Origin of the sequence: Pseudomonas putida, assembly GCF_025905425.1 — a bacterium.
Lineage (GTDB): Bacteria > Pseudomonadota > Gammaproteobacteria > Pseudomonadales > Pseudomonadaceae > Aquipseudomonas > Aquipseudomonas putida_AF.
On record NZ_CP109603.1, the window covers coordinates 4803977 to 4830795 of the forward strand.

Below are 26819 nucleotides of genomic sequence, written 5' to 3' on the forward strand. Positions count from 1 at the left end.
TCAGACACTCTGATCGCGAGGCCGCTATGCCCCTGATGCCGGCCATCCTGTTGCTGCTCCTTATTCTGTGGAACACAACGGCCGGCGCCCTGACCCTGACAGACGAGGAGAAAGCCTGGCTGGCTGCTCATCCGCAGTTGAGCTTGGGCGTAGACGCCTCATGGCCACCGTTCGAGTTTCGCGACCAGGAGGGCCGGTACCAGGGATTGGCCGCCGACTACATCGCCATGATCCAGGAACGCCTGGGTGTGACGCTCAAACCGGTCGAGCCAAAGAGCTGGACCGAGGTATTGGCGCAGGCGCGCAATAGCCAGCTCGACCTGCTTCCCGGCATCATGTCGACCCCCGAACGCCAGGGCTATCTGGCTTTCACCCGCCCCTACCTCGACTTCCCCATTGTCATCCTGGCCCACAAAGGCGGAGCGCAACCACGCTCACTAAAGGACCTTTACGGCCTGAAGATCGCGGTGGTCGAGAACTACGCACCACACGAACTGCTGCGCACCCACCACCCGGACCTCAACCTGGCGGCCATGCCCAATGTCAGTTCGGCGCTGCAGGCGCTGGCCACCGACGAAGTCGACGCCGTGGTGGGCGACCTCGCTTCGAGCATCTGGAGCTTGCGTCAGCTCAAGCTCGACGGCCTCTACGTCAGCGGCGAAACACCCTACCGCTACCAATTGGCCATGGCCGCACCACGGGACAAGAAAATCCTGGTGGGCATTCTCGACAAAGTCATGGCCGACATGAGCAGCGCCGAAGTCAGCCATATTCAACAACGCTGGGTCGGCAACGTAGTGGACCAGCGTCTGTTCTGGTCCGACATGCTGGTCTATGGCCTGCCTGCGGTGCTGTTGCTGGTGGCGATTCTCGCCGTGGTCATCCGCATCAATCGCCGGCTCAGCTCGGAAATTTCCCGGCGCATCGCCCTCGAACAAGAGCTGCGCAGCAGCGAGTATCACTACCGCGGCCTGGTTGAAAGCCTGTCAGCAATCGCCTGGGAGGCGGACGCCAACGATTTTAACTACAGCTATGTCTCGCCCCATGCCGAAGACCTGCTCGGCTATCCTCTGCACGACTGGCTCAAGCCCGGCTTCTGGCGCAGCATCCTGCACCCAGAGGATGCGCTCTGGGCCCAGGCCTACTGCGACAGTGAAACCGCCGCCGGGCGTGATCACAGCCTTGATTACCGGGTAATCCGCGCCGATGGCCAACCCCTCTGGGTGCGCAACATCGTCAGCATGATCGAGCACGGCCACCGGTCGGTGATGCGCGGGCTGATGATCGACATCAGCGAAACCAAACGCACCGAAGATGCCCTGCGCCTGTCGGAACAGAAGTTTGCCTCGGTGTTCCAGCAATGCCCGGACATCCTGCTGATCGCCCGCCACAGCGACGGCTGCCTGCTGGAAGTCAACGAAGCCTTCGAAGAGCAGATCGGCCTGACGCCAGGCCAAGTAATCGGCCGCACCGCCACCGAGCTGAACTTGTGGGCCGTGGAAGGCACCGGGCCACGGCTGCTCGAACGCCTGCACCAAGGCGGCATCCGCAACCTGGAAATGAGCTTCCGGCGCAGCAATGGCCAGTTGTTCACAGGGCTGACCTCGGCAGAAACGTTCGAGCTCGATGGCACCCCGGCACTGGTGGTGGCCGTGCGTGACATCAGCCAGCTCAAGGAAACCCAGGAGCAACTGCAGACCTCGGAAGAGAAGTTCGCCAAGGCGTTCCATGCATCGCCGGACGGCCTGTTGCTGTCGCGCCAGAGTGACGGGCTGCTGATCGAAGTCAACGAGGGCTTCTGCCGCCTCACCGGTTACGACCTGAACCCGAGTATCGACCAGACCTCGCTGGACCTTGGCATCTGGGTTGACCTCAACGAACGCAAACGGCTGGTCGAGCAGCTCAAGCAGGATGGTTTCGTGCGCGACTTCAGTTGCCACATCCGCCGCAGCGATGGGCAAATCCGCCTCTGCGAACTGTCTGCCCGGCCCCTGCCGATAGGCGGTGTCGACTGCATGCTGACCATCGCCCGCGATATCACCGAGCGCCACCTGATGCAGGAAAAACTGCAACTGGCCGCCACGGTGTTCGAGAACACCGCCGAGGGCGTGCTGATCACCGATATCGACCAGCGCATCAGCGCGGTCAACCGCGCGTTCAGCGAAATCACGGGCTACGGCGAGATCGAAGCGCTCGGCCAGACCCCACGCCTGCTCGCCTCCGGCCAGCACGACAGTGCCTTCTATGCCGCCATGTGGCACCAGCTGACCGACGAAGGCCATTGGCAGGGCGAGATCTACAACAAACGCAAGAATGGTGAGCTCTACCCCAGTTGGCTGACCATCAGCGCGGTGCGCAACAGCGAGTACGAGATCACGCACTTCGTTGCCGTGTTCGCCGACATTTCCAGCCTCAAGCACGCCCAGGCCAAGCTTGACTACCAGGCGCACCACGACCCACTCACCGGCCTACCCAACCGTGCTCTGTTCGAGAACCGCCTGCAGGCCGTGCTCGCCTGCGCCCAGGTCTCGAATCGCCAGGGCGCGGTGCTGTTCCTCGACCTCGACCGCTTCAAGCACATCAACGACAGCCTGGGGCACCCGGTCGGCGATCTGTTGCTCAAAGGCATCGCCCAGCGCCTTAAAGAGCAGGTGCGCGACGTCGACACCGTGGCCCGCCTGGGCGGTGACGAATTCATCATCCTCCTGCCCGGCCTGCACAGGCCCAGTGACGCCAACAGCATCGCCGGCAAACTGCTGGCGTGCTTCAGCGCGCCCTTCCAGGCCGGCGAGCACGAGTTTTTCACCAGTGCCAGCATCGGCATCAGCCTGTACCCGCAGGACGGCAGCGACGTCTCCACGCTGATCCGCAATGCCGACGCCGCCATGTACCGCTCCAAGGCCAAAGGCCGTAACCGCGTCGAAGCCTACACCCGCGACCTCACCGCCCAGGCCAGCGAACGCATCGCGCTTGAACATGAGTTGCGCCGCGCCGTCGAACGCAACGAGATGAGCCTGTGCTTCCAACCCAAACTCAGCCTCAAGACTCAAAGCCTGGTCGGCGCCGAAGCGCTTATCCGTTGGAGCCACCCGACCTTCGGCGAGGTGCCGCCAGAGCACTTCATCCACCTCGCGGAAGAAAACGGCACCATCCTTCAGTTGGGTGACTGGGTGCTGGAGCAGGCATGCCAGCAGATGCACATCTGGAAAACCCACTACGAGGTGTTTGGCCCACTGTCGATCAACCTGGCCGGCGCCCAGCTACGCCACCCCCACCTGGCACGGCGCATTGAGCAGTTGCTCAAGACCTATCAGCTCAAGGCGGGCGACCTGCAGTTGGAGATCACCGAAAACTTCATCATGAGCCAAGCCGAGGAAGCCCTGGCCGTGCTGCACCAACTGAAAAAACTGGGCGTGCAACTGGCCATCGACGACTTCGGCACCGGCTATTCATCCCTCAGCTACCTCAAACGCCTGCCGCTGGACATCCTCAAGATCGACAAATCATTCATCCGTGGCCTGCCCGACGACCCCCACGACGCCGCCATCGCCCGCGCGATCATCGCCCTTGGCCGCAGCATGCAACTGACGATCATTGCCGAAGGCGTGGAGAACCAGGCCCAGCAACGCTTCCTGGCCGCCGAGGGCTGCGAACAGATCCAGGGCTACATCGTCAGCCTGCCCCTGCCGCCGGAGGAGTTCGCAGCGGCGTTTCTTCGTATAGCACTATCCGATCTTTCGGATGGCACCCTTTCAAAACCCTCGTTATAATCCGGCCACTTACTGAGGGCCTATAGCTCAGTTGGTTAGAGCAGAGGACTCATAATCCTTTGGTCCACGGTTCGAGTCCGTGTGGGCCCACCAATGAAATCAATGGCTTACGCAAAATATGCGTAAGCCATTTGTGTTTTTGGGCCAAAATTTTCCCCGTTTCGTCCCCGTTTCGTCCGCGCCATCCTACGATGCCAGTGACCGATGCGGTCCCTGGCGCAAAGCGCAGGGGACAAGGCCAGTTCTTAGCCCAGATTTCACGCAGCGCCGTGCCACGCGTATGTGAGATCTAACGCATCTTCCACGCACTGAACCAGACATGATCGCCCGCGATGCAAACCTGCTGACAAGATATGGGCTTGGTGGCAGGGAGAGGTAAGCATCCAAATGCGCTCGCCTACCTAACGCAGTCCAAAGACGTGGCGGCACCGCGAGGGAGAGTCATGGCATACTGCCTCTAGGCTTTCAGAATGGTTTGTAACGTGGATATCGATACTTTCAATCAGTGCCTGCTCTATATGCAGGCTAATACCAAAAATTCATTCGACGCTTACCTCGGCATAGCCGGTACGCTAGCTGGCACCGGCTTTGGCTTCTGGTTGAACCATTGGGTAACAGGTAAAAAAGAGAAGCGAACCGAAACAGCGAAGAAGGATTGCTGTGTTAGGGACATTCAGGAACTGAAGAGTATTTGCGGATACTCCTCAAAGGAAGTATCAGTATTGGTCGCAGACCTAGCGACAAAGAAGCGTCCCAAAGCACACAGTCTTCCATCCAATGTAAAGCTTATACTTTTAGAAAAAATGTATCCCGAAATCGCCAGCTCCTTTAGCGCAGACCAGCAAATATGGATAAAATTAATATTCAGATACATTGACGACATAAATGAAGGACTACGAGCCATAAACGACTCACCATCCGAGAAGTCCTTGTACAAAATATCTAAGACCCTAGTAAATTTACTCACATCACTGCACGATGTATTCAAGGTAACGCTATGCGTACTTGAGAATAAAGAGATCGAACTACCAAGCATTGAAACAATGATGCTCCAGTCAGGCGCAAATAAATCATCTATACTTGCGTACCGGACTCTGGTTCTGAACATCCAGCGTGATGACGCATTGCTTGGGCTAGATAGATAATTATGCATTAGAAATGCCTTCCCAAGACAATTTACATCCGAATCAAACCTCGGGCTTTATCATGCCATGAACACCCATAAACTGGATATTTAAAAAGTAATCATTCCTGACTAAAGTTTCTATTTGATTCGTTCTAAACATAACCGGGCGCGCATTAATCGATCCATCCCACACCTGAAATAGAAACTTCTCCGCCTCCTCATATCCAATACCCCAATACTGTACAAACGCATTAAGGAATGTTGTCATTGCTATTAGAGCAGCCTTTGCGTCTTTGTCCGTATAAAGCTCGAAGTCCTCGCCAAGCAACCTATGCTTAGTATCCTGCCCTTTCTTGGACGGCGGCTTTATCATTGTATGAGTTATACCGTTAGGCCCAGCGCTTGTCTCAGCTATCACCTTTCTAGAATTCACCTTAGGATGAACCATGTTATTTCTATTTCCGATCATTTTGGCGATCGCCTGGACATGAGCATCACCACGGGGCAGCTCTTTGTCTGTATGCCACTGCAATACAAAATCAAACTTATCCAAAGTCTTCAGCTTATCTAGCTCCTTCGACAGCTTGTCGTTAATTTCGAGCGACTGAAGAAACGAGTTCGCCGCTGCCTCAATCGCGCAGTTTACAGACAAGATCGACGCCTTAGCCATCGCGCTGTTCAAGTCCGAGTTATCACAGGCGACGGCAGCCTCATACAGCATCACTGCATCCGTGAAGATCAGCACGAAGTTGTTTTCCCAAATGGTTACCTCACGTCGCATATCCTCTCCTATTGATCGTAATCGAATGATCGTCCTGGGCGCAGATTAGCACCCTGGTCAGGCCAGTTGGATGCTGCATGAGCATCACCTAGACAAATTTCAGCTGCGAAGAAAAATTGAGGCGTAAAATCACTTATCCCCCTCCCGCCGACGCGCTTCCCGTCGCAAAAAAGTGCAAAGGCTATGGGTAGTGCAACTGAATGCCCGGCCCAGGCCCGCTGCGGGCTCTGGCAACTGATCGGCCATTGCACTGAGTGCAAAGTTCTGCAAATTAATGCAAAGCCATTGCACGAGAAACTGGCAGATTGTGGCCGCGCTCTGCGGCATCAGACCCAATGGCAATAGGGGGGCGCCCGGATTTTTTCAAAATGCACCGCTCAGTTTTGACGGTGCTACTTCTGCTCCATAGGACGCAGGAATAAAGCCTTGCTCCCAGCAACCGCAAGGCTTTCAGGCTCGATAGAGAGGTTTTGGCGGTTGCACTCAACAGCACGGCAGAGCTGATTGCGGGGCAGCAGAATGTGGATCAAAGGACGCTGCGAAAAATCCGCAAACCCACCGAGGCCGATTGCCCAGCCCCGGCAGCTACCGCGTGAGCCGCTTTGCTCGCCAAGCGGGGGGGTAGGTCAGGATTTGGCGTTCTGGAATTGCAGTTTGTGCAGTGCAGAAGGCGAGTTCACAACTGCCTCTTTCGCTAAGGCAGCAGGAATAGTGGCCAAAGCTGGCGGTCTCGCATCAACCTCGCCCCCATCAAAAATAATTTCCAGTTCTTTCCTGAAATACCCCCAGATAAGTTCATCCGTCTTTGCCTTTCTCTCGCGCTGGCCATTACAGGAACTCAAAAGAACTTCGTTCGCTTCAAGATCGCGGAGACATAGCGCCCTGGACAAAATGAAGGCATTCAATAACTCATCGCGCAGACCATCGCGAGCCAGAATTCTTTCAAGCTGGCCTTGCCAGAAATCTTTATTGATAGCTCCCGGTTCTTTGACAATCGCCATGCGCGCCTTTGCTGCACGCAAGATCAAATTGTTTTCAAGCTCGGCACGCGCCTCAACAGTAGCGCGCATGGTTTTGGCTTCTTTCCTGAGCTTCTCGGCGCGTTCAATTTCTTCATTGACTTTAGCTTGGTCGATATCACCCGTTGCTGCAAGCCTTTTCCAGGACGCATCAGTACGGCTAGCTTGCCCCTCAAGCTCAGCAGCCTTTTGTAGCAGACGTTGGTTTTCTTGTGTTACTGCCACTAGCTTACTTTGCAGGTCGACATACACAGCCTTATCCGCCTCAAAGCAATTTAAGCGATGTTGCAAATCAGGCGTAAGGCTCCCGACGTCTACGGCTTGGGTATTCATATGATTGTTCCTTAATTATTAAATCATTATTTAGAGCGCCCTGATACGACCGTGGCTAGAGCAGTCGCTTGGTGGGTTTGGCTCGGTACTTGCGCGCCCTGAAGGCTCTCACCAGAGCACTTACATCCCGCTTAACGCTCTTCAAGTTGGTAGCCAACGACTTGCTCATGGGTGCAGGGCGCATCGGCATAGCTTTGGTGCGATAGGTCGCTGTATTGGCTTTTCTGGAGAAAAAGAGCTCTTGCGTACCGAGACTGGTGGGCTCATCAGTCACAGAAAGACCTGTCATATAAGATTTACCAGACCCTGCGAAGTTTGGTGTTATCTCGACGCTAGAAAATAATTTTTCCCCGTCGCGGTTCAACTGGAGCAAGCGGGCGTTTGGCTTCATCTGTACTTCTAATGCTACTTGGCCCTTTGCAAGCTCAGGATCATTATCAATTAAGCGTACAGAATAAACCGTACCGTGCGCGCCGGAGCCGCGCTGGTTATCGTTCCAGATAACGGCGGTATACTTAGATGGCGAATAGGTTTCGGCACAGTCACGTAAGTCCTGCGCTTTGATTTCTCGCCCGTCAGCAGTCGGCCCACTCGTAGCGACACGCTTCCAGGAGGTTATAAGTGATCGGGGCATTAATAGCCTCACTCAGCGAAGGTAATAAATCTGACAAGTGCAACCGCTGCAAACTTGCGCAACATGCCGCACCAACATGTTAATATTAACATACAGCAGACACCAATCCGTCCTTTTGAGGCGCAACGAATGCGGATTTATTGTAGATCTTGTGGAAAAAAGGCACGTATTTTTAGAGTGGAAGAAGAATCACCAACCTATGCAAAACTCTATTGCATTTGTCTTGAGTCGCACTGCGGGCATAGCTTTGTTTCAGAGTTCAGTTTTTCTCATACTCTAAAGCCTTCAAGTTTAAAGAGAGTAGGAAACACAATTATTGATCGAATCTTGCAGCTCACTGAGGAACAGCAAAGACAGATACTCCAGCAGCTGGACCTATTGACATGACTAGGGCCGTACCTGGTGTGCTGACGTTCCAAGACCTGCAGCAGATTACAGGCTACCAACGGCGCTCTGATGTTGAGCGGTGCTTAATAGATCAAGGGGTAAGGATATTCCGTGGTCGCTCGGGCCCCTGGACAACTATCGATCTAATCAATCAGGCGGGGGGTATCAAACCGGACAGCGATGATAAGTATGGTGCAGACGTCATTTGATGCCAGACGGCAACGACTCGAAGCGGCTCGCCAAGGGGATGGGGGGTCACGGTCGGCGTCTTGCCTCAACCCCACCACCTGGCGTGCAAAACACTCGCATAGGTCAAAGTTTCAGATATCTGTCAACAAAAACCACCGACACCCCCTATTTACCGCGTCTGATTTCAAAAAAACGGGGAACGCGGGATTTTCGGGAAAACCCTTCTAGAATACGGCCTCCAGAGCATTTTTCTGTTCCCGTATTTTTTTGACCGGGAACAAAATGGGTGGGCCGTACCCTATTAAACAGAGTTGTGTTCCCATGTTCCCACTCTTGTGTTTTAAATGGGAACGCCAGAAGCCCCGTATTCTCTGGCCGTTCCCGGTGTTCCCGGTGTTCCCGATCAAAAATAGCTCTGCGCCCATGTCTTGTGGGGTAGCGCGGCCGGCTTACCCCTCTTTCTCTAGCCTATCGGGGTCAATCACGTAAAAACGGGAATTCCCACCACCTGGCGTGCGTCGCTTTTTCGTCCACCGGTTGTCTTCACTATCCTTTTGCACCAAAGCGTCCACGCCGATCAAGGCGCGTACGATTCGTGCCTGGCTAAAACCCGAGGCAGCCTCTTTAAGACCTGGAGGGTTAAACAAATAGAGACGCTTATCGGATTCAACCTGGTAGTAACCAGCGCGTTCACGAACAGTGACATTGGCATGTTCTGCGCATATGTCTGAGAAACGACTATCACTGTGTAGGGCGATAAATTCGCTAATACCACTGAGTATCTGCCGATCTTCTGCACTACCGTCACCCATCGTTTGCAGCCATTCGTTGAACAGCGTTTGGCAGCCCTTGACGGCAGTCCCTTTCGGCCATTTCAGCAGTTTGCGGCGAATAGCCGATTCACCAGCCAGCGCCATGATTGCGAAGCGATCCGCTACCCGGCCTGCCTGTGAACTCTCGGTGGCAAAGGCTTCCCGTACCTGCCGGAATGTGCTGTGCAGATCTTCCGGATGCTGAATGAGCGACTCCACGAACGCCGGGCCTACGTGGCCGTAATGCTGGGTGACGGCATCGCTCACAACTCGGTGAAACTCCTGGCCCGTCAACCCATGCACGTCATCAAAAGCGCGGTGTGCGCGAGTACCCGCATTGACATCCACCATGCGCAGTTCGGCACCGGCGTGGGCGTTGCTGCCACCAATGGCGGCGTGGTCTGACAGTGAACGCTCCCCGCTGGATAGCGCCAGGACACGCCAGGTCAACTTGGCACGACCCTCTCGCTCCCTGGTCATGGTGCCCTTACCCATGCCGTTGGCGATGGCATACGCCATTTCCTGAACCCGCTTTGGGTCAGCCCGCTTGATTTCGTCCAGGATCAGGATGGTGTCATTACGCGATGCGGCCTCGATCTCGATACCGCCCTTCGATACGTCCCAGGACGCGGCGAACGCCCCAGGATTGCCCCATACGGACGCTGCGAGGAGCTGGGCAAGGGATTTACCACTCGACGAATCACCCACCAGGTGCACGCCGCCGCCATTCACCCCCACCTTGGCGAGCAAAGGGCCCGCCAGGGCACAGCAAACTGACAGGATCAACACGGGGTTGCCCACACACCGGGCGGCAATTTCGGTCTGCCAACCGTCGACGGTGCCCTTGCTGGTGAAAATGTTGGCTGCCCTGCCAGAGTCTTGGAAACGCACGTTGTCCCCGCCAATGACGCGAGACGGCAGTACAAACGCCCCCGACTCATGCCAGCCCGGCTTGCTGGTGGTAGCGATCACCAACTCAGGTGACTGGTGGCTGGCCAAGTAGGGCACGATCTGGCGGCGCTGGTGGTGCTCGATGACAAGGCCGCGACTCAGCAGTACCTTCAATACCTCATCACCCTTCCCACCCAGTGCCTCCATAGGCATGACCCATTCGATGCGCCGTCCCCGGTGAGTGAACGACAGCAAGCGGCCTATGGTGCCGTCCTCTGAATTAATCGTTTCAGCTTCTACATTCAAGGGAGCACAGATCCAGTGATCGACCGGAATGGCCTTCTCATCAGGCCCGCTTTGCTTCAATCCGTGATACCAGGTGCCGGCCTTATAGAGCTTGCCCTCCACGGTGCAAGGGTGCTCGTAAACGGCGTAGCGGGGCCGCTCCAGCTTTTCGAATGCAGGTGCTTGTGGCTCGCCCACCAGACTCAAGGTCGGGGGCTTTTCATGTGTGCTCATGGCTTGCAGCTCTTGTTGGATTGACCCGCAAGCCAGAGGTGCAGGTCGTTAAAATCGGATAGGGCGGAGGGGGCGTTAGAGGGCCACTCAGGGAAAACCACACGAGCATCGGCAGCACGAGCGGCTTGGTTGGCAGCACGCTTTCCCGGATTACTAGCCGTGCTGCGGTCATCGTCACCGGCAATAACTAGGTCAAGCGTGGCGCCATAGCGCTCACGCATGGCCATGGCTACAGCCTTAAGGTTTCCGGCATTCATCGCACAGACCACCGGACACCCGGTGGTTTGGTGCAGCGTGGCGCCCGTGGCCCACCCCTCACACACATACAGGCGGCATCCCTCGGAGAGTTTGCCCAGTGGCGAATAGCAGCCTTGGACACGCCCACCCATCAGAAAGCGTTTGCTGCCATCCGGCGTGATGATCTGCAGGTTCACCAAGCGCCCGTTATCACAGAGCGGCACCACCAACCGCCCTTGGCCCAACTGGCGCACTAGGTGCGGTTTCACCCCCTTGGCCAACAGGTAGGTGTGCAGTGGATCGGCGGCCTTCGCTACTTTCCAGAGCTGCGCGGCTTCACGGGCAGCCTGGAGCTGCTTTTCCTCCTGGAGCTGTTGTTCACGCAGGCGCCAAGAGGCACGCTCGCGCTCGGACACTTGTTGGCGTTCCTGTAGCTGCTGAGCATCCGTAACCGTAAGCTTGAAGAGGCCCAGGCCCAGGCGCTCGTCCACTTCCTTGGCCGCATCCAGTTGACCGCATCCGCGCAGATAGGCCAGCAGCGACACCAGGTCGCCGCCATGGGCACCGCTGTCAGCGAAATCATTCCACCGGCCTGTGTCGAGCGATACACCGAAGGAACCGGCTTGCCGATCCCCCCGGGCGATGTTCGCCGCCACCCACTCGCGGCCTTTACGTTTGCCTTCAGGAAGCCACTCCGCCAAAAGCACATCAGCCGCACTCAGGGCTCCGGCTGCTGCATGACGAATCAATTCAACAGGTCGCAAGTGGCTCATCATTTCTGCTCCTTTCGGAGAAACGTTGTCCCACGGACCTGGAGTAGCGCTTCTTCGGCTTGCTGCGTTGCTTGCTGCGCCAAGTCTTCCATGTCGATGAGCACGCCTTTTGTGCCGTCAGTCTTTGGAATGGTGCGATAGGCCCCATTCTTGATCTCACGACGGATCGAAGAGATGGACTGACCGGAGAGCTGCGATAGCTGCTCTATCGTAAGTGGGGAGGTTTTAACGCCAATTTTCATTGAACGTCTCCCTTGCAAGCGCCCACAGCGATGAAGCGATGGTTTTTGTCCAGCTTGTAAAAAACTCCGGCCAATAAACCCTTCTCTCCTATGTAACCAACAGCGGTGCGATAGCGCTGCGCCCGACCATCCCAATATTTGAGGCGAATTTCCCCCTGCTCACCGGCACAGACCGTCCCACCGACTCCTGCGCTGGCTGTACCCTGGGCTCCGGTAGAGGCGGTACCGTGATCTCCGGCATTTGCTACCCCACAGTGCCCAGCAACGGCGATACCGCAAGTAAGAACAGAGGCCACACCGCCATCACCAGCGGTGGCACGTCCCCACTCTCCAGCACTTGCCGTCCCGAACATTCCTGCCAGCGCTGAGCCCCGATCGCCCACGACTGCCATTCCGCTTTCCCCGGTCATGGCAGTGCCACTGTCCCCGCCAATTGCCGTTCCGTAGTCGCCCGCCTGGACGCTATCTTGGTCACCAACCAAGCGATATGTCCGAATAGGCTTCACATACCCGACTTGAGCGCTGTGCGCATCCAGGTGCAACACATCAAAGGCTTTTTCCAGGCAAGCCGAACCCGTCAGCGCATCACTGCGCTCTTTGAAAATGTTCATCTCAATCGTCCCGTAATGAGGGGAGGAAGATCACAGGGCTGATACGCCTGTAACCCGCTTCGCAACAGCTCGAATCAATGGCAACCAGTGCCCCAGGTGATCAATCGGCCGGATTCAGCAGCGGCGATGTGCAGCCCATGGGTGCAGGGCACTGCCCTGCCGGGGTGTGGGCGAGCAGCCCACGCTGGTAAAGAGTCGAGCGTAGCGAGCTGAGCCCCGCAGGGGCGAAGGCATCAGGGTTGTTGATTTGTTGCTTGCTCATTGCGCACCCTTGGCTTTCCAGGGTTCGAACAATGTTCATGTGGTCGTTGTAGCGCTTGAGACGTACAGAGAGAGATGAATTTGCGCGGAGGGCGCTCAAAGCCATGCGGCGGTGAGCTAGTGCGCGGATTGCGGACGGAATGAGGGAGGTCATCGGTAGTGCTCCTGTTACTGATAAGGAGCTGCCACAAACCGTCGCCAAACGATTATGGGTGGCAGCCATGCGCAGGTTGGCGAACCGGGGTAACAGGAACCCGGCAGACCCGAGGGTCTCCCGCGCACGGCCACCATAACAGGACATTGCGGGCACAAAAAAAGCGCCTGCAATGATGGTATGGGCGCCTATGCGCCTGTTACTAGTCGGGTCGCCAAACCCGGTCGCTGAATTTGCAACGACAGCCAAACGATAGCGGCGCACACGTGACTTTGCAACCCTCGGTTGGGTCGCGGTGTTAATCGCCATGGCTTAACCCTTCCTGTTGGTGAGGAAGGCATCTACAGCTTCAGCATCCCAGCGCAGGACACGGCCAGCACGGATCGGTATGGGAAAGTTGTCGATTTTGGTCCAACGCCAGAACGTCGTACGGCTGATCTGGTACAGGGTGCATAGCTGTTCGGTGGTGGCGCGGATACCAGCACGCGGAACATTCGGAACTGGCGCATTGTCAATGGCGGGTGTCATCGTCGATTTCTCTAAGCGCTATGAAAAACCGAGACGGTGGAGCACGAGTGGAAGGCAGATGTTGCATGGCCCCACCACTCGCAATACAGTTCCGGCTGGGCTTACGACCCATGTCGAAATCTCTGCAACCGCTTCACCTCTCGGAACGTGTACTGGTTTTTCCCATGTACGCAGGAGGGCGCTGATATCGCCCTCATCTGATAAGCCCCGGTACGGCAAATACCGGGGCTTCTTATGCCTGCAGTACACACAAGTCCACGAAGTCATTCTGGTCAGAACCCTCTAATTCGGGTGTTTCAGAGATGTTCGTGGAGGTCATCCAGTGATCGAATGGTATCTACGGTTTCTCACTTAAAACAATGCGCAAAGAGCACAGAAAAGCCGGTCAAGCAGCTGATTTAGAAGGCTTTTAGCTTTCTCGTTATCACTCTGAGGGATATGCACGGATATGTGGGCCACATATCCATTAACCGAGACGAACTTACCGTTCGTCGGATTTTTTTGGGCGACGGGTTAATAACACCACATTGGCAGGTGAATCGCCGTTGACCAGGCCATCTAAGTACCTACCCCACTGCTCCAGAGCCGCGCGCTTCTCAGGCAGGTAGCTATAACGGTCGTAGTGCTTTGCCTGCACTCCACTACGGCCATGTGATAGCAGCCAAGCCCGCACCTCAGCGCCGACGCCCAGGTGTGCCAGGAGTGATTCAGCCGTCACGCGGACATTCTTCCAGGTGAACGCACGGGACTTACCGGCTGCCGAAAGTGATCGACCTGCATCGATAAACATGGCCGAGACAGTATTTGGATTAGCAGACTTCCCGAGCGTCAGCGAGAAAGGCCCAGGGCCAATGCGGTCATCTAGCAGCGGCTTGAGGATCTGGCCGATTCGCTCGGTGATCGGTAGCAAATGCTCCCACGCTTGGAGCTTGCGCCCTTTCCCGTCCATAAGGCACAGCGTGTCGTCTGTGACGGCCTCCCAAGGCACAGTGCATAGCTGGGTGAGGCGTTGACCACCCAGGTAAATGGCTGCCTTGGCGATCGCCGCGTGCCTGACGGGCAGTGTGTCGAGGTGCCTCAGAAGGGCTCCCAACTCATCAGGTGTGAGCGACTCGGTGTCACCGGCCCCAGTGCCTTGAGTGACAGGAATGTCTCTCACTGGGTTGGAGCGGATCGAAAAGACCTTGCCCTCATTGGCTATCCGCTCAGGAGCAAGGTGGGCTTTTGCAGCATGGCTAAAGGCGGCTTGCAGGTAGCGGCGTAGCTTGTCACACGTCGTGCGCATGCCGTTGGCCGATGTCCCCGCAGCCTTATGGCCAATCCCCCGCCCCTTGGGTTTACGACCCAGCACGCCTGCCAGGATGAGCTGTATATCCTCTGGCTCGATGTCGGCAGCCACACGGTCTACCAGCCCCGGATGGTAGTCCTTCACATGCAGTCGAAACATGTTGTCGATTTCCTTGGCGCTCACCCTGCCCTCTGACACCATTTTGCTCACGTAACTATCCAGCAGCTCACCAAAGGTACCGCGCCGCGCCAAAGCCTCCGCCTGGCGCTGTAGCCGAAGCCTTTCCACCTCCATCGCCGCGCTATGCTCTGCCAGCTGTACCAGGTACTTTCCAATACCGCCTGCGGCCCCTACCTCGCCAGCCAGGCGCATAGCATCAGACCTCAGCCCATCTAGTGTTCGCTCACCTGTTCCTGGTCGGGGCTTGCGGGCTAGCGTGCCAAGCGGCAGACGCTGATCGCTGGTGGGTGTTCTCTCACGGTAGTAGGCGTTAATGGCTCCTGATGCCTTGCGCTCCAGGAGCAACGTTCCTTTGCCTCGCGAACCGACTGGCTCCGACTTCCTGGTCTTGACCGCATGAGCTTCCAGGTCGGTCAATCTTGCACGTTTTGCCATTGCCTTCCCCGTTCCTTCCCCGTTTCGGACGAAAAGCTAGGGTACTGACTGAAACGCCGGAAAACAAAGAAACGTGGAAACTGTCTGTTTTTACTGGATTTTATGGAATAGCAGGAACGGTAAGCGACACCGCGAAACGCCACCTTAGCTCGCTCATAATCCTTTGGTCCACGGTTCGAGTCCGTGTGGGCCCACCAAATACGACAAAGCCGCGCAATAGCGCGGCTTTTTTGTGCCTGTTGCCCAGCGCAAAAATACAGCTCCCTAGCTCGCCCGAGGCTGCATCTCAACCTGCCGCGTGTTGTAAAACGTGGTCCCCGCCGGAATATCCCGCATCACCAGCGACATCGCACCAATCACCACGTCATCGCCAATGCTGATCCGGTCCGCCACGATGCAACTGTTGGCGCCCACGCTGACGTTATCGCCAATGCGCAACGCATACGCCTCCAACCCAAGGGTCTTGATGCCGATCGAGCAATTCTGCCGGATGAAAAAGTTACGCCCGATGCTCACGTGACGGGTAATCACCACGCCAGGAAGGTGGGCAATGCGCAGCCCTGGGGCGATTTGAGCGCCGATGTCGATGTCCACGGCGTACTTCAGATTGAGCCGTTGCTGCATGCGCTTGGCGTGGCGCTGGGCCAGGCCGCCTCGTGCGTCGAGGTACTGGGCCAGGCGAAAGGCAAAGAGAAAGCGCAGCTTGTTGTCCTTGCGGGCGCGGCGCAGCACGTTGAACAGCAGGCTGATGCGGCGTCCGGGCTTTTTCTTGTTGGAGACTTCCAGTCGCCAGCATTCGAGCAGGTTTGCGAGGTTCACGGCGCGAGTCCAGTACGGTCGGTTTGTCATGATGCCGAAAGAAAGCCCGCGACGCAGCCTTGCCCTGGCTGCCATTGGCTGGCTAGGCTAGCGGGCCCACTGTAGAGACTTGCCATGTCGGATGCCCGCCCCATCACGCTGGATGAAATCGATCGCCAGCTGATCGCCCTGCTGCAAATCAATGCCCGCGAGAGCGTTGCCACCCTCGCCCGCCTGCTGGGTATCGCACGTACCACGGTCAACTCGCGGCTGGAGCGGCTGGAGAAGAACAAGGTGATCTCAGGCTACGGCGTACGCCTGGGCCAACACGTGATGGGCGGTGGCTTGCAGGCGTATGTCGGGATCAAGGTGCAGCCCCGTTCCGGTAAGGAGGTGGTGCGGCGTCTGAGTGCCATGGGGCAGGTGCAGCAACTGTGCGCGGTGAGTGGTGAGTTCGATTATGTGGCTTGGCTGCGCACCGACTCGCCGGAGCAGCTGGACCAGTTGCTCGACCAGATCGGCAGTGTCGACGGGGTCGAGAAGACCACCACGTCGATCATTCTGAGCAGCAAGGTGGACCGCGGGCAGCCGCTCTGACGTGAGGGGCACGAGGTGCCTGGCTTGCATTTTGTGGCCCGTCCCGCCGGTTTCGTCAAAAACAACCAATAGCTGATCATTTCGACTAAAAAACATACATTAAGACAACACTCTGCACCTTAATTACGAATACTTCACTCCCTAAAATGACCCCCAGCCATCTCCTATACTCAGGCTCCGCTCTCCGCGCAGCCCCTCTGGCAAGGTCACTTCATGAATAACAAGAACCGCCACCCCGCCGACGGCAAAAAGCCCATCACCATCTTCGGCCCGGACTTCCCCTTCGCCTTCGACGACTGGCTGGAACACCCCGCTGGCCTGGGTAGCATCCCCGCCGAGCGCCATGGCGAGGAAGTGGCGATCGTCGGTGCCGGTATCGCCGGACTGGTGGCGGCTTACGAGCTGATGAAGCTGGGCCTCAAGCCCGTGGTCTACGAAGCGTCGAAGCTGGGCGGCCGGCTGCGCTCGCAAGCCTTCAACGGCACCGACGGGATCATCGCCGAGCTGGGTGGCATGCGCTTTCCGGTCTCTTCAACGGCCTTCTACCACTATGTGGATAAGTTGGGCCTGGAAACCAAGCCCTTTCCCAACCCGTTGACCCCAGCCTCCGGCAGCACGGTGATCGACCTGGAAGGCCAGACCTACTACGCCGAAAAGGCCGCCGACCTGCCCGACCTGTTCCACGAAGTGGCCGACGCCTGGGCCGACGCCCTGGAAAGCGGCGCGCAATTTGCCGATATCCAGCAGGCGATTCGCGACCGTGACGTGCCGCGCCTCAAGGCGCTGTGGAACGAACTGGTGCCGTTGTGGGACGACCGCACGTTCTACGATTTCGTCGCCACCTCGCGCTCGTTCGCCAAGTTGAGCTTCCAGCACCGGGAGGTGTTCGGCCAGGTCGGCTTCGGCACCGGCGGCTGGGACTCGGACTTCCCCAACTCGATGCTGGAAATCTTCCGCGTGGTAATGACCAACTGCGACGATCACCAGCACTTGGTCGTAGGCGGCGTCGAGCAGGTGCCACAAGGCATCTGGCGTCATGTACCGGAACGCTGCGCCCATTGGCCGCAAGGCACCAGCCTCAGCTCGCTGCACGGGGGCGCGCCGCGCACCGGGGTCAAGCGCATCGCCCGCGCCGCCGATGGCCGCATCGCGGTTACCGACAATTGGGGCGACACCCGCCAATACGCCGCCGTGCTTGCAACGTGCCAGACCTGGCTGCTGACCACGCAGATCGACTGCGAAGAGTCGCTGTTCTCGCAGAAGATGTGGATGGCCCTGGACCGGACCCGCTACATGCAATCGTCGAAAACCTTCGTCATGGTCGACCGCCCATTCTGGAAGGACAAGGACCCGCAAACCGGCCGCGACCTGATGAGCATGACCCTCACCGATCGCCTGACCCGGGGAACCTACCTGTTCGACAACGGTGACGACAAACCAGGGGTGATCTGCCTGTCCTACGCGTGGATGAGCGATGCGTTGAAGATGCTCCCGCACCCCGTCGAAAAGCGCGTGCAACTGGCCCTCGACGCACTGAAGAAAATCTACCCGAAGACCGATATCGCCGGGCACATCATCGGCGACCCGATCACCATTTCCTGGGAGGCCGACCCGCACTTCCTCGGCGCCTTCAAGGGCGCGCTGCCGGGCCATTACCGCTACAACCAGCGCATGTACGCGCACTTCATGCAACAGGACATGCCCGCCGAACAGCGCGGCATGTTCATCGCCGGTGACGATGTGTCGTGGACGCCGGCCTGGGTGGAAGGCGCGGTGCAGACCTCGCTCAATGCCGTGTGGGGTATCATGAATCACTTCGGTGGCCAGACCCACCCGGAAAACCCAGGCCCAGGCGATGTGTTCGACGAAATCGGCCCGATCGCGCTGGCCGACTGAGACAAGGAGGCGCCATGCGCATCGCTCTGTTCCAGGGCGCGCCCAACCCACTGGACGTGCCCGGCAATCTGCAACGGCTGCAGCACCAGGCCCAACTGGCGGCTGAGCGCGGCGCTCGACTGCTGGTGTGCCCGGAGATGTTCCTGACCGGCTACAACATTGGCCTGGCCCAGGTCGAGCGCCTGGCCGAGCCCAGCGATGGCCCTGCGGCCATGGACGTGGTGGAGATCGCCCAAGCCCATCGCATCGCCATCGCCTATGGCTACCCGGAGCGGGGCGATGACGGCGCGTTCTACAACAGCGTGCAACTGATCGACGCCCACGGTCGCAGCCTGTGCAACTACCGCAAGACGCACTTGTTCGGTGAGCTGGACCGCTCGATGTTCAGCGCAGGCCCCGATCATTTCCCGGTTGTGGAACTGGAGGGCTGGAAGGTCGGCATGCTGATCTGCTACGACATCGAGTTCCCAGAGAACGCCCGGCGCCTGGCGCTGGATGGCGCTGAACTGATCCTGGTACCGACGGCGAACATGACGCCTTACGATTTCATCTGCCAGGTGACGGTGCGAGCACGGGCGCAGGAGAACCAGTGCTACCTGGTGTACGCCAACTATTGCGGGGCCGAGGAAGACATCCAGTACTGTGGGCAAAGCAGCATCATCGGCCCGGATGGCAGCCTGCTGGCCATGGCCAGGCGGGATGAGTGCCAATTGCTGGCAGAGCTTGAGCGTGAGCAGGTGGTACAAGGTCGCAAGGCGTTTTCCTACCTCACCGATTTGCGCCAGGAGTTGCATGTGCGCAAGGGTTTGTAGGAGCGGCAAGGGTTATGGCAGTGCAAATGCGCTAGCATGAACGCCTACCCGGAGCTCCCATGCCTGACGCCACGCACCACGTAGCCCTCGCCAACGGCCTGCAGCTGACCCTGCGCCATGCCCCACGCCTCAAGCGTGCGGCGGCCGCGTTGCGGGTGCATGCAGGCAGCCATGATGCCCCGGCAAAATGGCCGGGGATGGCGCATTTTCTCGAACACCTGTTCTTCCTGGGCACAACGCGCTTCCCACTGGAAGACGGCCTGATGCGTTATGTGCAGTCCCTTGGCGGCCAGGTCAACGCCAGCACCCGTGAGCGCACCACCGACTTTTTCTTTGAAGTCCCCCCAGCGGCCTTGGCCGGAGGGCTGGAGCGCCTGTGCCAGATGCTGGCCGAACCCGACCTTGGCATCGAGCGCCAGCGCCGGGAGCGTGAGGTGATTCATGCCGAATTCATCGCATGGTCGCGTAACGCGCAGGCACAACAGCAATTCGCCTTGCTGCAATCGGCTTCGCCTCAGCATCCGCTGAGCGGCTTTCATGCGGGCAATCGGTTTACCCTTGCCCTGCAGGACCCGGCGTTCCAACAGGCGCTCGGGCTGTTTCACCAACGCTTCTACCAAGGCGGGCAGATCACCCTGAGCCTGTGCGGCCCACAACCTTTGGAAGCGCTGGAGCGCCTGGGCCGACAGTTCGGCAGCCTGTTCCCGACTGGTGGCCGTGTCGCGCAGGCATTGCCGCCGCCACTGCTGGCCGCCAAACAGCCGCTCACGTTCGCCCACGAACGCCTACCAGAGGGGGCCGAGCAGGCACTGGGATGGCTGATTGATCTGCTCGATGACAGCCGCCCGGGCGGATGGCTGGGCGCACTGCGCCAACGCGGTTGGCTGCAGAGGCGCAAAGCCGAACCGCTGTATGCGTTCGCCGGGCAGATGCTCTGGCACATCGACCTGCAGCTCGGTACCGATGCATGTAAAGACGAGGCTGTCGCATTGCTGCACGGCTGGTTCGGTTTTATCCGTCAGACCGACCTTGCGCAACTCAATGCCCAATTCGGGCAACTGCAGCGCAGCCGCGAGTGGGCTGCAAGCCCTCTGGAGCTGGCACGGCGGGACAGCTCAGGCCAGCCTTTCGCAGCACTCGACGAGCAAGGCCTGAACGCACTGAAAGCGCTGCTCGCCAGCCTTCCCGGCGGTGAACAGGGCCACTGGCAGATACCCGTCGCAGACCCTCTGCTGACAGCCGAATCAAGCTCCACGCAGGCGCCGCTCCCCGAAGCGCTGGCCCTCAGCGACTTGCTCCCCGCAGCACGCCAGTACGCCGCCCTCTCTCTACGCTGGCACCTGCCCTCGCGTCTGCGTCGTGGGTTTTTCCCGATCCTTTGCCGGGCGCTGCGCCCCTTGCAAGAACGTGCCGAACGCGCCGCATTGCACTTACAGTTCAGCGAAGCTGGCGAGTACTGGCAGCTACGTTGTGCTGGCCAACCGTCAGCGGTCATCCACGCCGTCGATGAAGCCCTGGCGATACTCAACGCGCCCTCACCCGACAGTTGGCAAGCCCAGCCGAGCCCAGAGCCCGCGCTGATCCCGATCAGAGCCCTGCTCAAACAACTGCCTGATGCCATTCTTGCCAGCAACCCCGAACCGCTACCGCCTTGCACACTTGACCAGCAACGGCTTGATCAGGTGTTGCAGAATGCCCGCTGGCAAGGCCTGGCACTGGGCTTTGAAAACACCGCCCCCCTTGGCAGCGTGCTGAGCAACTGCCCAGGGCACGCCGCCGCCGCGACTGCGCTGCCCCTGTGGAAGGGCCGTCGATGGGTTGACGCAGGCGTCGCCGGCAGCGAAAACGCCCTGTTGCTGTTCTGCCCTGTTCCGGCCAACCAGCACGCCAGCGGCCGCCTGCTCGCCCACCTGTTGCAGGGGCCGGTGTATCAACGCCTGCGGGTAGAACTGCAACTGGGTTACGCCGTTTTCAGCGCCTTCCGTCAGATTGAAGGCTGTGGTGGCCTGCTGTTTGGCGTGCAATCGCCCCATGCCAGCCACGCCGATATTCTCGCTCACCTGCAGCCTTTGCTAAGCCAAGGCGTGGTACTGGACAGCACGGCCCAGCACGCCTTGGCCGAACAGTTCGTCGAGCCTGCCATGGCCAATGCCGAAGTGGCCGAATGGGCGTGGCAGACATACCTGGCGACACAACCCGACAGGCTGACTGACCTGCACAGGTCTATCCTGATGACTCGGCAAGCGGATCTGGACGCGCTGCTCGGCAGCCTTCTAGGCCCTGATGCCCCCTGGCTCTGCCTGGCCAATGCCGCAGCGCCAGACCCATCATGGCAGTGAGCAAAACGAGGATTGTTACGTGAACTGCAAGGGCACTTTTCGAATAATTAACCTTTCGGTACAAGTTTTTCTTGTAAGATAGCGCAATCTCAGTCAAGGGAACCTCCGCCGCACGGCGGTACCCAATCAAGTAACTGACCAACCCAACCCTGTTCGGAAGGAGTCATCCCATGTGGACCAAACCTGCATACACTGATCTGCGTATCGGCTTCGAAGTCACCATGTACTTCGCCAACCGCTAAGCCCTGCTTACGGTTCGACGCCTCGGCCCGCCGGGGCGTTTGTGTTTTTCGAATACGGTTTTCCGGTAGAGAGTGGCCATGTACATCCAGATTCTCGGTTCTGCCGCTGGCGGCGGCTTCCCCCAGTGGAACTGCAACTGCGTCAACTGCAAGGGCTACCGCGACGGCAGCCTGCGGGCCACGGCGCGCACCCAGTCGTCCATCGCACTGTCTGACGACGGCGAGCACTGGATCCTGTGCAATGCCTCGCCCGACATCCGCGCCCAGCTCCAGGCCTTCGCGCCGATGCAGCCGGCCCGCGCCCTGCGCGATACCGGCATCAATGCCATCGTCCTGCTCGACAGCCAGATCGACCACACCACCGGCCTGCTCAGCCTGCGCGAAGGCTGCCCGCATCAGGTCTGGTGCACCGACATGGTCCACCAAGACCTGACCACCGGCTTTCCGCTGTTCACCATGCTCAGCCACTGGAACGGTGGCCTGCAATGGAACCGCATCGAGCTGGAAGGCAGCTTCGTCATCGACGCCTGCCCCAACCTCAGATTCACGCCCTTCCCGCTGCGCAGCGCCGCACCGCCCTATTCGCCGCACCGCTTCGACCCACACCCGGGCGACAACCTGGGCTTGCTGGTCGAGGACACCGCTACCGGCGGCAAACTGTTCTACGCCCCAGGCCTGGGCCAGGTCGACGACAAGCTGCTGACCATGATGCACGGCGCTGATTGCCTGCTGGTCGATGGCACCCTCTGGGAAGACGATGAAATGCAGCGCCGTGGTGTCGGCACCCGTACCGGTCGCGAAATGGGCCACCTGGCGCAGAACGGCCCAGGCGGCATGCTCGAAGTGCTCGATGGCTTCCCGCGCCAGCGCAAGGTACTTATCCACATCAACAACACCAACCCGATCCTCGATGAAGATTCGCCAGAGCGGGCCGAGGTCCAGCGTCGGGGCGTTGAAGTCGCCTTCGATGGCATGAGCATCGAGCTTTAAGGAGGCCTGATGAGCGACCCATTGCCGATGTCCCCTGCCGAATTCGAGCAGGCCCTGCGCGCCAAAGGCGCCTACTACCACATTCATCACCCGTATCACGTGGCGATGTACCAGGGCCGCGCCACCCGCGAGCAAATCCAGGGCTGGGTAGCCAACCGCTTCTACTACCAGGTCAACATCCCGATGAAGGATGCCGCGATCCTGGCCAACTGCCCGGACCGCGAAGTACGCCGCGAGTGGATCCAGCGCCTGCTCGACCATGATGGTGCACCTGGCGAAGACGGTGGCATCGAAGCCTGGCTGCGCCTTGGCCAGGCCGTGGGCCTGGACCCCGATCAACTGCGCTCCCAGGAGCTGGTGCTGCCCGGCGTGCGTTTTGCGGTCGATGCCTACGTCAACTTCGCCCGCCGCGCCAGCTGGCAAGAGGCGGCCAGCAGCTCGCTGACCGAGCTGTTCGCCCCGCAGATCCACCAGTCGCGGCTGGACAGCTGGCCACAGCACTACCCCTGGATCGACCCCGCCGGCTACGAATACTTCCGCACTCGCCTGGGCCAGGCCCGGCGTGATGTCGAGCACGGGCTGGCGATCACCTTGCAGCACTACACCACCCGCGCGGGCCAGGAGCGTATGCTGGAGATCCTGCAGTTCAAGCTGGATATCCTCTGGAGCATGCTCGATGCCATGAGCATGGCCTACGAGCTGAACCGCCCGCCTTATCATTCGGTCACCCAGGAACGGGTCTGGCACAAGGGGATCGCCCTATGAGTTTCGATCGCAAGCAGGTGCCGAACTGGCGCCCCGGCTACCGCTTCCAGTACGAGCCGGCCCAGAAAGGCCATGTGTTGCTGTACCCCGAAGGCATGATCAAGCTCAACGAAAGCGCCGCGCTGATCGGCGGCCTGATCGATGGCCAGCGCGACGTCGCGGCGATCATTGCCGAACTTGCGCGGCAGTTCCCCGATGTACCGGAAGTTGCCGACGACATTGAGCAGTTCATGGAGGTGGCCCGTGGCGAACACTGGATCGTCCTCACCTGAGTTGCCGGCCACGCCCGAGGTCGGCTTGCCGTTGTGGCTGTTGGCCGAGCTGACCTACCGTTGCCCGCTGCAATGCCCGTATTGCTCTAACCCGCTGGATTTTGCGGAGCAGGGCAAGGAGCTGAGCACCGCGCAGTGGTTCAAGGTGATGGCCGAAGCGCGCGAAATGGGCGCCGCACAAATCGGCTTTTCCGGTGGCGAACCGCTGGTGCGCCAGGACCTCGCCGAACTGATCGGCGAGGCCCGTCGGCTGGGCTACTACACCAACCTGATCACCTCCGGCATCGGCCTCACCGAAGCCCGCATCGCCGAGTTCAAAAAAGCTGGCCTGGACCACATCCAGATCAGCTTCCAGGCCAGCGACGAGCAGGTGAACAACCTGCTGGCCGGCTCGAAGAAGGCCTTCGCGCAGAAGCTGGAGATGGCCCGTGCCGTAAAGGCCCACGGCTACCCGATGGTGCTCAACTTCGTTACCCATCGGCACAACATCGACAAGACCGACCGCATCATCGAGCTGTGCATCGCGCTCGAAGCCGACTTCGTCGAGCTCGCCACCTGCCAGTTCTATGGCTGGGCGCACCTCAACCGCTTGGGCCTGCTGCCGACCCAGGCGCAGCTGGAGCGGGCCGAGCGCATCACCAACGAGTACCGCGACAAGCTCAAGGCCGAAGGCAACCCCTGCAAGCTGATCTTCGTCACCCCGGACTACTACGAAGAGCGCCCAAAGGCCTGCATGAATGGCTGGGGCAACCTGTTCCTGACCATCACCCCGGACGGCACCGCCCTGCCCTGCCACGGCGCCCGCCAGCTGCCGGTGCAGTTCCCCAACGTGCGTGACCACGACCTGCACCACATCTGGTACGACTCGTTCGGTTTCAACCGCTTCCGCGGTTACCAATGGATGCCTGAGCCTTGCCGCTCCTGCGACGAGAAAGAAAAGGACTTCGGCGGCTGCCGTTGCCAGGCGTTCATGCTCACTGGCGATGCCAGCAACGCCGACCCGGTGTGCGCAAAATCGGCTGACCACGGCATCATCCTCAAGGCCCGCGAGGAGGCAGAAACCGCCCAACTCGCCATTGAACAGATGACCTTCCGCAATGAACGAAACTCCCGTGTCATCGCCCGCGGCTGATTTCAGCGCGGCCCAGGCAGTCGCCGCAGGCACCGACTTCGCCGAGCTCAAGGTCGACCCGACCGGGTTGTTCTGGAACGAGTTTCGCCCAGCCGACGGTGCTTGCCGAATCTGGCACTGGCACCAGCACCAGGCCCAGTGCCTGACACCGGATGGCTTCAGCGTGCGCAGCCGGGTGTACGAATACGGGGGCGGCAGCTTCTGTATCGGCGGTGACGGGGTGGTCTTCGTCAACGAAAAGGATCAACAGGTTTACACCCAAGGGCTGGATGGCGAGATGCCGCGCCCGCTTACCCAGGCCGACGACTGCCGCTACGGCGATGTGCAATGGCATGACGGCCAGGTGCTGGCGGTCGAAGAATGTCATGGGCAAACCGTGGAGCATCGCCTCATCGCCCTGGGCGAAGGCGCCCGCCAGGTGCTGGCAGAAGGTGCCGACTTCTACGCATCACCCACCTTGAGCCACGACGGTCAGCGCCTGGCCTGGGTCGAATGGGACCGCCCGGCGCAGCCTTGGACACACACTCGCCTGATGCTTCGCGAGCGTGACAGCAGCGGCGCTTGGGGGGCTGCGCGTTGCCTGGCAGGCGTGGAAGAGTCCTTGCAGCAACCGCGCTTCGACGAAGACGGCCATGTGTATTGCCTGTCGGATCGCAACGGCTTCTGGCAACCCTGGGCCGAAATCGACGGGCACTGGCAAGCCCTGCCCGCCGAAGCCGCCGACCACGCTGCCGCACCCTGGCAACTTGGCACCTGCACCTGGCTGGCCCTGGGGCCGCAACGCTATGTGGCCAGCTGGTTCGTGGACGGTTTTGCCCAGTTGGGGCTGCGCACCGCCGACCAACCGGTAGAGCGCTTCGCCAGCGCCTACACGCGCTTTCGCAGCCTGGCCATGGATGCTGAGCAGCTCTATGCCATCGCCGCATCACCCATCAGCCCACCGGCAGTCATTGCCATCGACCGTAGCAATCATGAGGTACGGGTGCTGGCCGGTGGTGCCGAGGTGCTACCCGCCGAATCCATCAGCCAGCCGCACGCTATCCGCTACGCCAGCGGCAACGGCATCGCCCATGGTTTCTTCTACCCGGCCATGAACGTTGGCGCGTCCGCCCCCCTGGTGGTGTTTATCCATGGCGGGCCGACCTCGGCGTGCTACCCGGTACTCGACCCACGCATCCAGTACTGGACCCAACGAGGCTTCGCCGTCGCTGACCTCAACTACCGGGGTAGCACAGGCTATGGGCGCGACTATCGCCAGGCACTGCACCTGCGTTGGGGCGAGAGCGATGTCGAGGATGCCTGCGCGGTTGTCGCGCACCTGGCGGATCAGGGGCTGATCGACCCGAGCAAAGCCTTTATTCGGGGCGGCAGCGCAGGGGGATACACCACGCTGTGTGCCCTGGCATTCCATGACGTGTTCCGGGCTGGGGCCAGCCTTTACGGCGTCAGTGACCCCATCGCCCTGGGCCGCGCCACGCACAAGTTCGAAGGGGATTACCTGGACTGGTTGATCGGCGACCCGCTACAGGACGCCGAACGCTATCGCGCCCGCACGCCACTGCTGCATGCAGCGCAGATCAAGGTGCCGGTGGTTTTCTTCCAGGGTGAGCTGGATGCGGTGGTGGTGCCGGAACAGACACGCCTGATGCTCGATGCACTCAAGGCAAATGGCATCGATGCGCAAGGGCACTTCTATGCGGGGGAGCGGCACGGGTTCCGCAAGGCCCAGAACCTGGCGCATGCGTTGGAAGAAGAATGGAAGTTCTATTGCCGGGTGTTGGGGCAGTAAAGCCAAGGGGGCCGCGT

At 59.4% G+C, this 26819-nt stretch carries 25 protein-coding genes and 1 tRNA gene; 15 read left to right on the top strand and 11 right to left on the bottom strand.

Features of this window, described 5'->3' with window-relative positions; genetic code table 11:
* Positions 1-26: 26 nt before the first annotated feature.
* The 3 genes from OGV19_RS21715 (at position 27) to OGV19_RS21725 (ending at position 4915) form a co-directional block, all read left to right on the top strand.
* Positions 27-3770 (top strand): bifunctional diguanylate cyclase/phosphodiesterase, encoded by a 3744-nt coding sequence (locus OGV19_RS21715; protein ID WP_264310574.1) that lies wholly within the window; start codon positions 27-29, stop codon positions 3768-3770.
* Between the two features lie 16 nt (positions 3771-3786).
* Positions 3787-3863 (top strand) — tRNA-Ile (locus OGV19_RS21720).
* Between the two features lie 389 nt (positions 3864-4252).
* Positions 4253-4915 (top strand): hypothetical protein, encoded by a 663-nt coding sequence (locus tag OGV19_RS21725; RefSeq protein ID WP_264310575.1) that lies wholly within the window; start codon positions 4253-4255, stop codon positions 4913-4915.
* Positions 4916-4957: 42 nt separating this feature from the next.
* Here the strand turns inward: OGV19_RS21725 and OGV19_RS21730 are convergent, their stop codons facing one another.
* From OGV19_RS21730 to OGV19_RS21740, 3 genes are all read right to left on the bottom strand, one after another.
* On the bottom strand, positions 4958-5677 hold the full coding sequence (locus OGV19_RS21730; RefSeq protein WP_264310576.1) for a hypothetical protein: 720 nt from the start codon (positions 5675-5677) through the stop codon (positions 4958-4960).
* Positions 5678-6303: 626 nt separating this feature from the next.
* Entirely contained in the window at positions 6304-7029 is a 726-nt protein-coding gene (locus tag OGV19_RS21735; protein ID WP_264310577.1) for a hypothetical protein, read from the bottom strand.
* Between the two features lie 55 nt (positions 7030-7084).
* Positions 7085-7663 (bottom strand): GPO family capsid scaffolding protein, encoded by a 579-nt coding sequence (locus OGV19_RS21740; RefSeq protein WP_413470106.1) that lies wholly within the window; start codon positions 7661-7663, stop codon positions 7085-7087.
* Positions 7664-7792: 129 nt separating this feature from the next.
* On the opposite strand from OGV19_RS21740, the gene OGV19_RS21745 reads away from it, so the two are divergent.
* A complete protein-coding gene (locus OGV19_RS21745; RefSeq protein ID WP_264313986.1) occupies positions 7793-8050 on the top strand; it encodes an ogr/Delta-like zinc finger family protein in 258 nt (85 codons plus the stop codon).
* Positions 8047-8259, top strand: a complete 213-nt coding sequence (locus OGV19_RS21750) for a DUF4224 domain-containing protein (protein WP_264310578.1) — start codon at positions 8047-8049, stop codon at positions 8257-8259. Before OGV19_RS21745 ends, OGV19_RS21750 begins: the two co-directional genes overlap by 4 nt.
* 429 nt (positions 8260-8688) lie before the next feature.
* Here the strand turns inward: OGV19_RS21750 and OGV19_RS21755 are convergent, their stop codons facing one another.
* The 8 genes from OGV19_RS21755 to OGV19_RS21790 all read right to left on the bottom strand — a co-directional run bounded on the left by OGV19_RS21755 (position 8689) and on the right by OGV19_RS21790 (position 15989).
* Positions 8689-10461 (bottom strand): DUF927 domain-containing protein, encoded by a 1773-nt coding sequence (locus tag OGV19_RS21755; protein WP_264310579.1) that lies wholly within the window; start codon positions 10459-10461, stop codon positions 8689-8691.
* Positions 10458-11474: a toprim domain-containing protein gene (locus OGV19_RS21760; protein ID WP_264310580.1), complete on the bottom strand. Its 1017-nt coding sequence runs from the start codon at positions 11472-11474 to the stop codon at positions 10458-10460. Before OGV19_RS21760 ends, OGV19_RS21755 begins: the two co-directional genes overlap by 4 nt.
* Positions 11471-11713 (bottom strand): hypothetical protein, encoded by a 243-nt coding sequence (locus tag OGV19_RS21765; protein WP_264310581.1) that lies wholly within the window; start codon positions 11711-11713, stop codon positions 11471-11473. Before OGV19_RS21765 ends, OGV19_RS21760 begins: the two co-directional genes overlap by 4 nt.
* Positions 11710-12324 (bottom strand): YdhT family protein, encoded by a 615-nt coding sequence (locus OGV19_RS21770; protein WP_264310582.1) that lies wholly within the window; start codon positions 12322-12324, stop codon positions 11710-11712. The genes OGV19_RS21765 and OGV19_RS21770 overlap by 4 nt, the downstream gene beginning before the upstream one ends.
* 100 nt (positions 12325-12424) lie before the next feature.
* On the bottom strand, positions 12425-12739 hold the full coding sequence (locus OGV19_RS21775; protein ID WP_016715744.1) for a hypothetical protein: 315 nt from the start codon (positions 12737-12739) through the stop codon (positions 12425-12427).
* A 312-nt stretch (positions 12740-13051) separates the two neighbouring features.
* Positions 13052-13267, bottom strand: coding sequence for a helix-turn-helix transcriptional regulator (locus OGV19_RS21780; RefSeq protein WP_016715743.1), 216 nt, complete (start codon positions 13265-13267; stop codon positions 13052-13054).
* Between the two features lie 481 nt (positions 13268-13748).
* Positions 13749-15170, bottom strand: a complete 1422-nt coding sequence (locus OGV19_RS21785; RefSeq protein WP_264310583.1) for a site-specific integrase — start codon at positions 15168-15170, stop codon at positions 13749-13751.
* Positions 15171-15434: 264 nt separating this feature from the next.
* A complete protein-coding gene (locus tag OGV19_RS21790) occupies positions 15435-15989 on the bottom strand; it encodes a serine acetyltransferase (protein WP_264310584.1) in 555 nt (184 codons plus the stop codon).
* 114 nt (positions 15990-16103) lie between these two features.
* On the opposite strand from OGV19_RS21790, the gene OGV19_RS21795 reads away from it, so the two are divergent.
* The 10 genes from OGV19_RS21795 to OGV19_RS21840 all read left to right on the top strand — a co-directional run bounded on the left by OGV19_RS21795 (position 16104) and on the right by OGV19_RS21840 (position 26802).
* Positions 16104-16565: an Lrp/AsnC family transcriptional regulator gene (locus OGV19_RS21795; protein ID WP_264310585.1), complete on the top strand. Its 462-nt coding sequence runs from the start codon at positions 16104-16106 to the stop codon at positions 16563-16565.
* 213 nt (positions 16566-16778) lie between these two features.
* Positions 16779-18461, top strand: coding sequence for a flavin monoamine oxidase family protein (locus OGV19_RS21800; RefSeq protein ID WP_264310586.1), 1683 nt, complete (start codon positions 16779-16781; stop codon positions 18459-18461).
* A gap of 14 nt (positions 18462-18475) precedes the next feature.
* On the top strand, positions 18476-19273 hold the full coding sequence (locus OGV19_RS21805) for a carbon-nitrogen hydrolase family protein (protein ID WP_264310587.1): 798 nt from the start codon (positions 18476-18478) through the stop codon (positions 19271-19273).
* Between the two features lie 59 nt (positions 19274-19332).
* Positions 19333-21612, top strand: coding sequence for a pyrroloquinoline quinone biosynthesis protein PqqF (gene pqqF, locus OGV19_RS21810; protein WP_264310588.1), 2280 nt, complete (start codon positions 19333-19335; stop codon positions 21610-21612).
* Positions 21613-21782: 170 nt separating this feature from the next.
* A complete protein-coding gene (pqqA, locus tag OGV19_RS21815) occupies positions 21783-21854 on the top strand; it encodes a pyrroloquinoline quinone precursor peptide PqqA (RefSeq protein ID WP_003243383.1) in 72 nt (23 codons plus the stop codon).
* A 78-nt stretch (positions 21855-21932) separates the two neighbouring features.
* Positions 21933-22844, top strand: coding sequence for a pyrroloquinoline quinone biosynthesis protein PqqB (gene pqqB / locus OGV19_RS21820; protein WP_264310589.1), 912 nt, complete (start codon positions 21933-21935; stop codon positions 22842-22844).
* 9 nt (positions 22845-22853) lie between these two features.
* Positions 22854-23609 carry a pyrroloquinoline-quinone synthase PqqC gene (pqqC, locus tag OGV19_RS21825; RefSeq protein WP_264310590.1) on the top strand — a complete coding sequence of 252 codons (756 nt, stop codon included), beginning with the start codon at positions 22854-22856 and terminating at the stop codon, positions 23607-23609.
* A complete protein-coding gene (gene pqqD / locus OGV19_RS21830; protein WP_264310591.1) occupies positions 23606-23881 on the top strand; it encodes a pyrroloquinoline quinone biosynthesis peptide chaperone PqqD in 276 nt (91 codons plus the stop codon). The genes pqqC and pqqD overlap by 4 nt, the downstream gene beginning before the upstream one ends.
* A complete protein-coding gene (gene pqqE, locus OGV19_RS21835) occupies positions 23853-25013 on the top strand; it encodes a pyrroloquinoline quinone biosynthesis protein PqqE (protein WP_264310592.1) in 1161 nt (386 codons plus the stop codon). Before pqqD ends, pqqE begins: the two co-directional genes overlap by 29 nt.
* Positions 24979-26802, top strand: coding sequence for a S9 family peptidase (locus OGV19_RS21840; RefSeq protein WP_264310593.1), 1824 nt, complete (start codon positions 24979-24981; stop codon positions 26800-26802). Before pqqE ends, OGV19_RS21840 begins: the two co-directional genes overlap by 35 nt.
* The last annotated feature ends 17 nt before the right edge of the window (positions 26803-26819 follow it).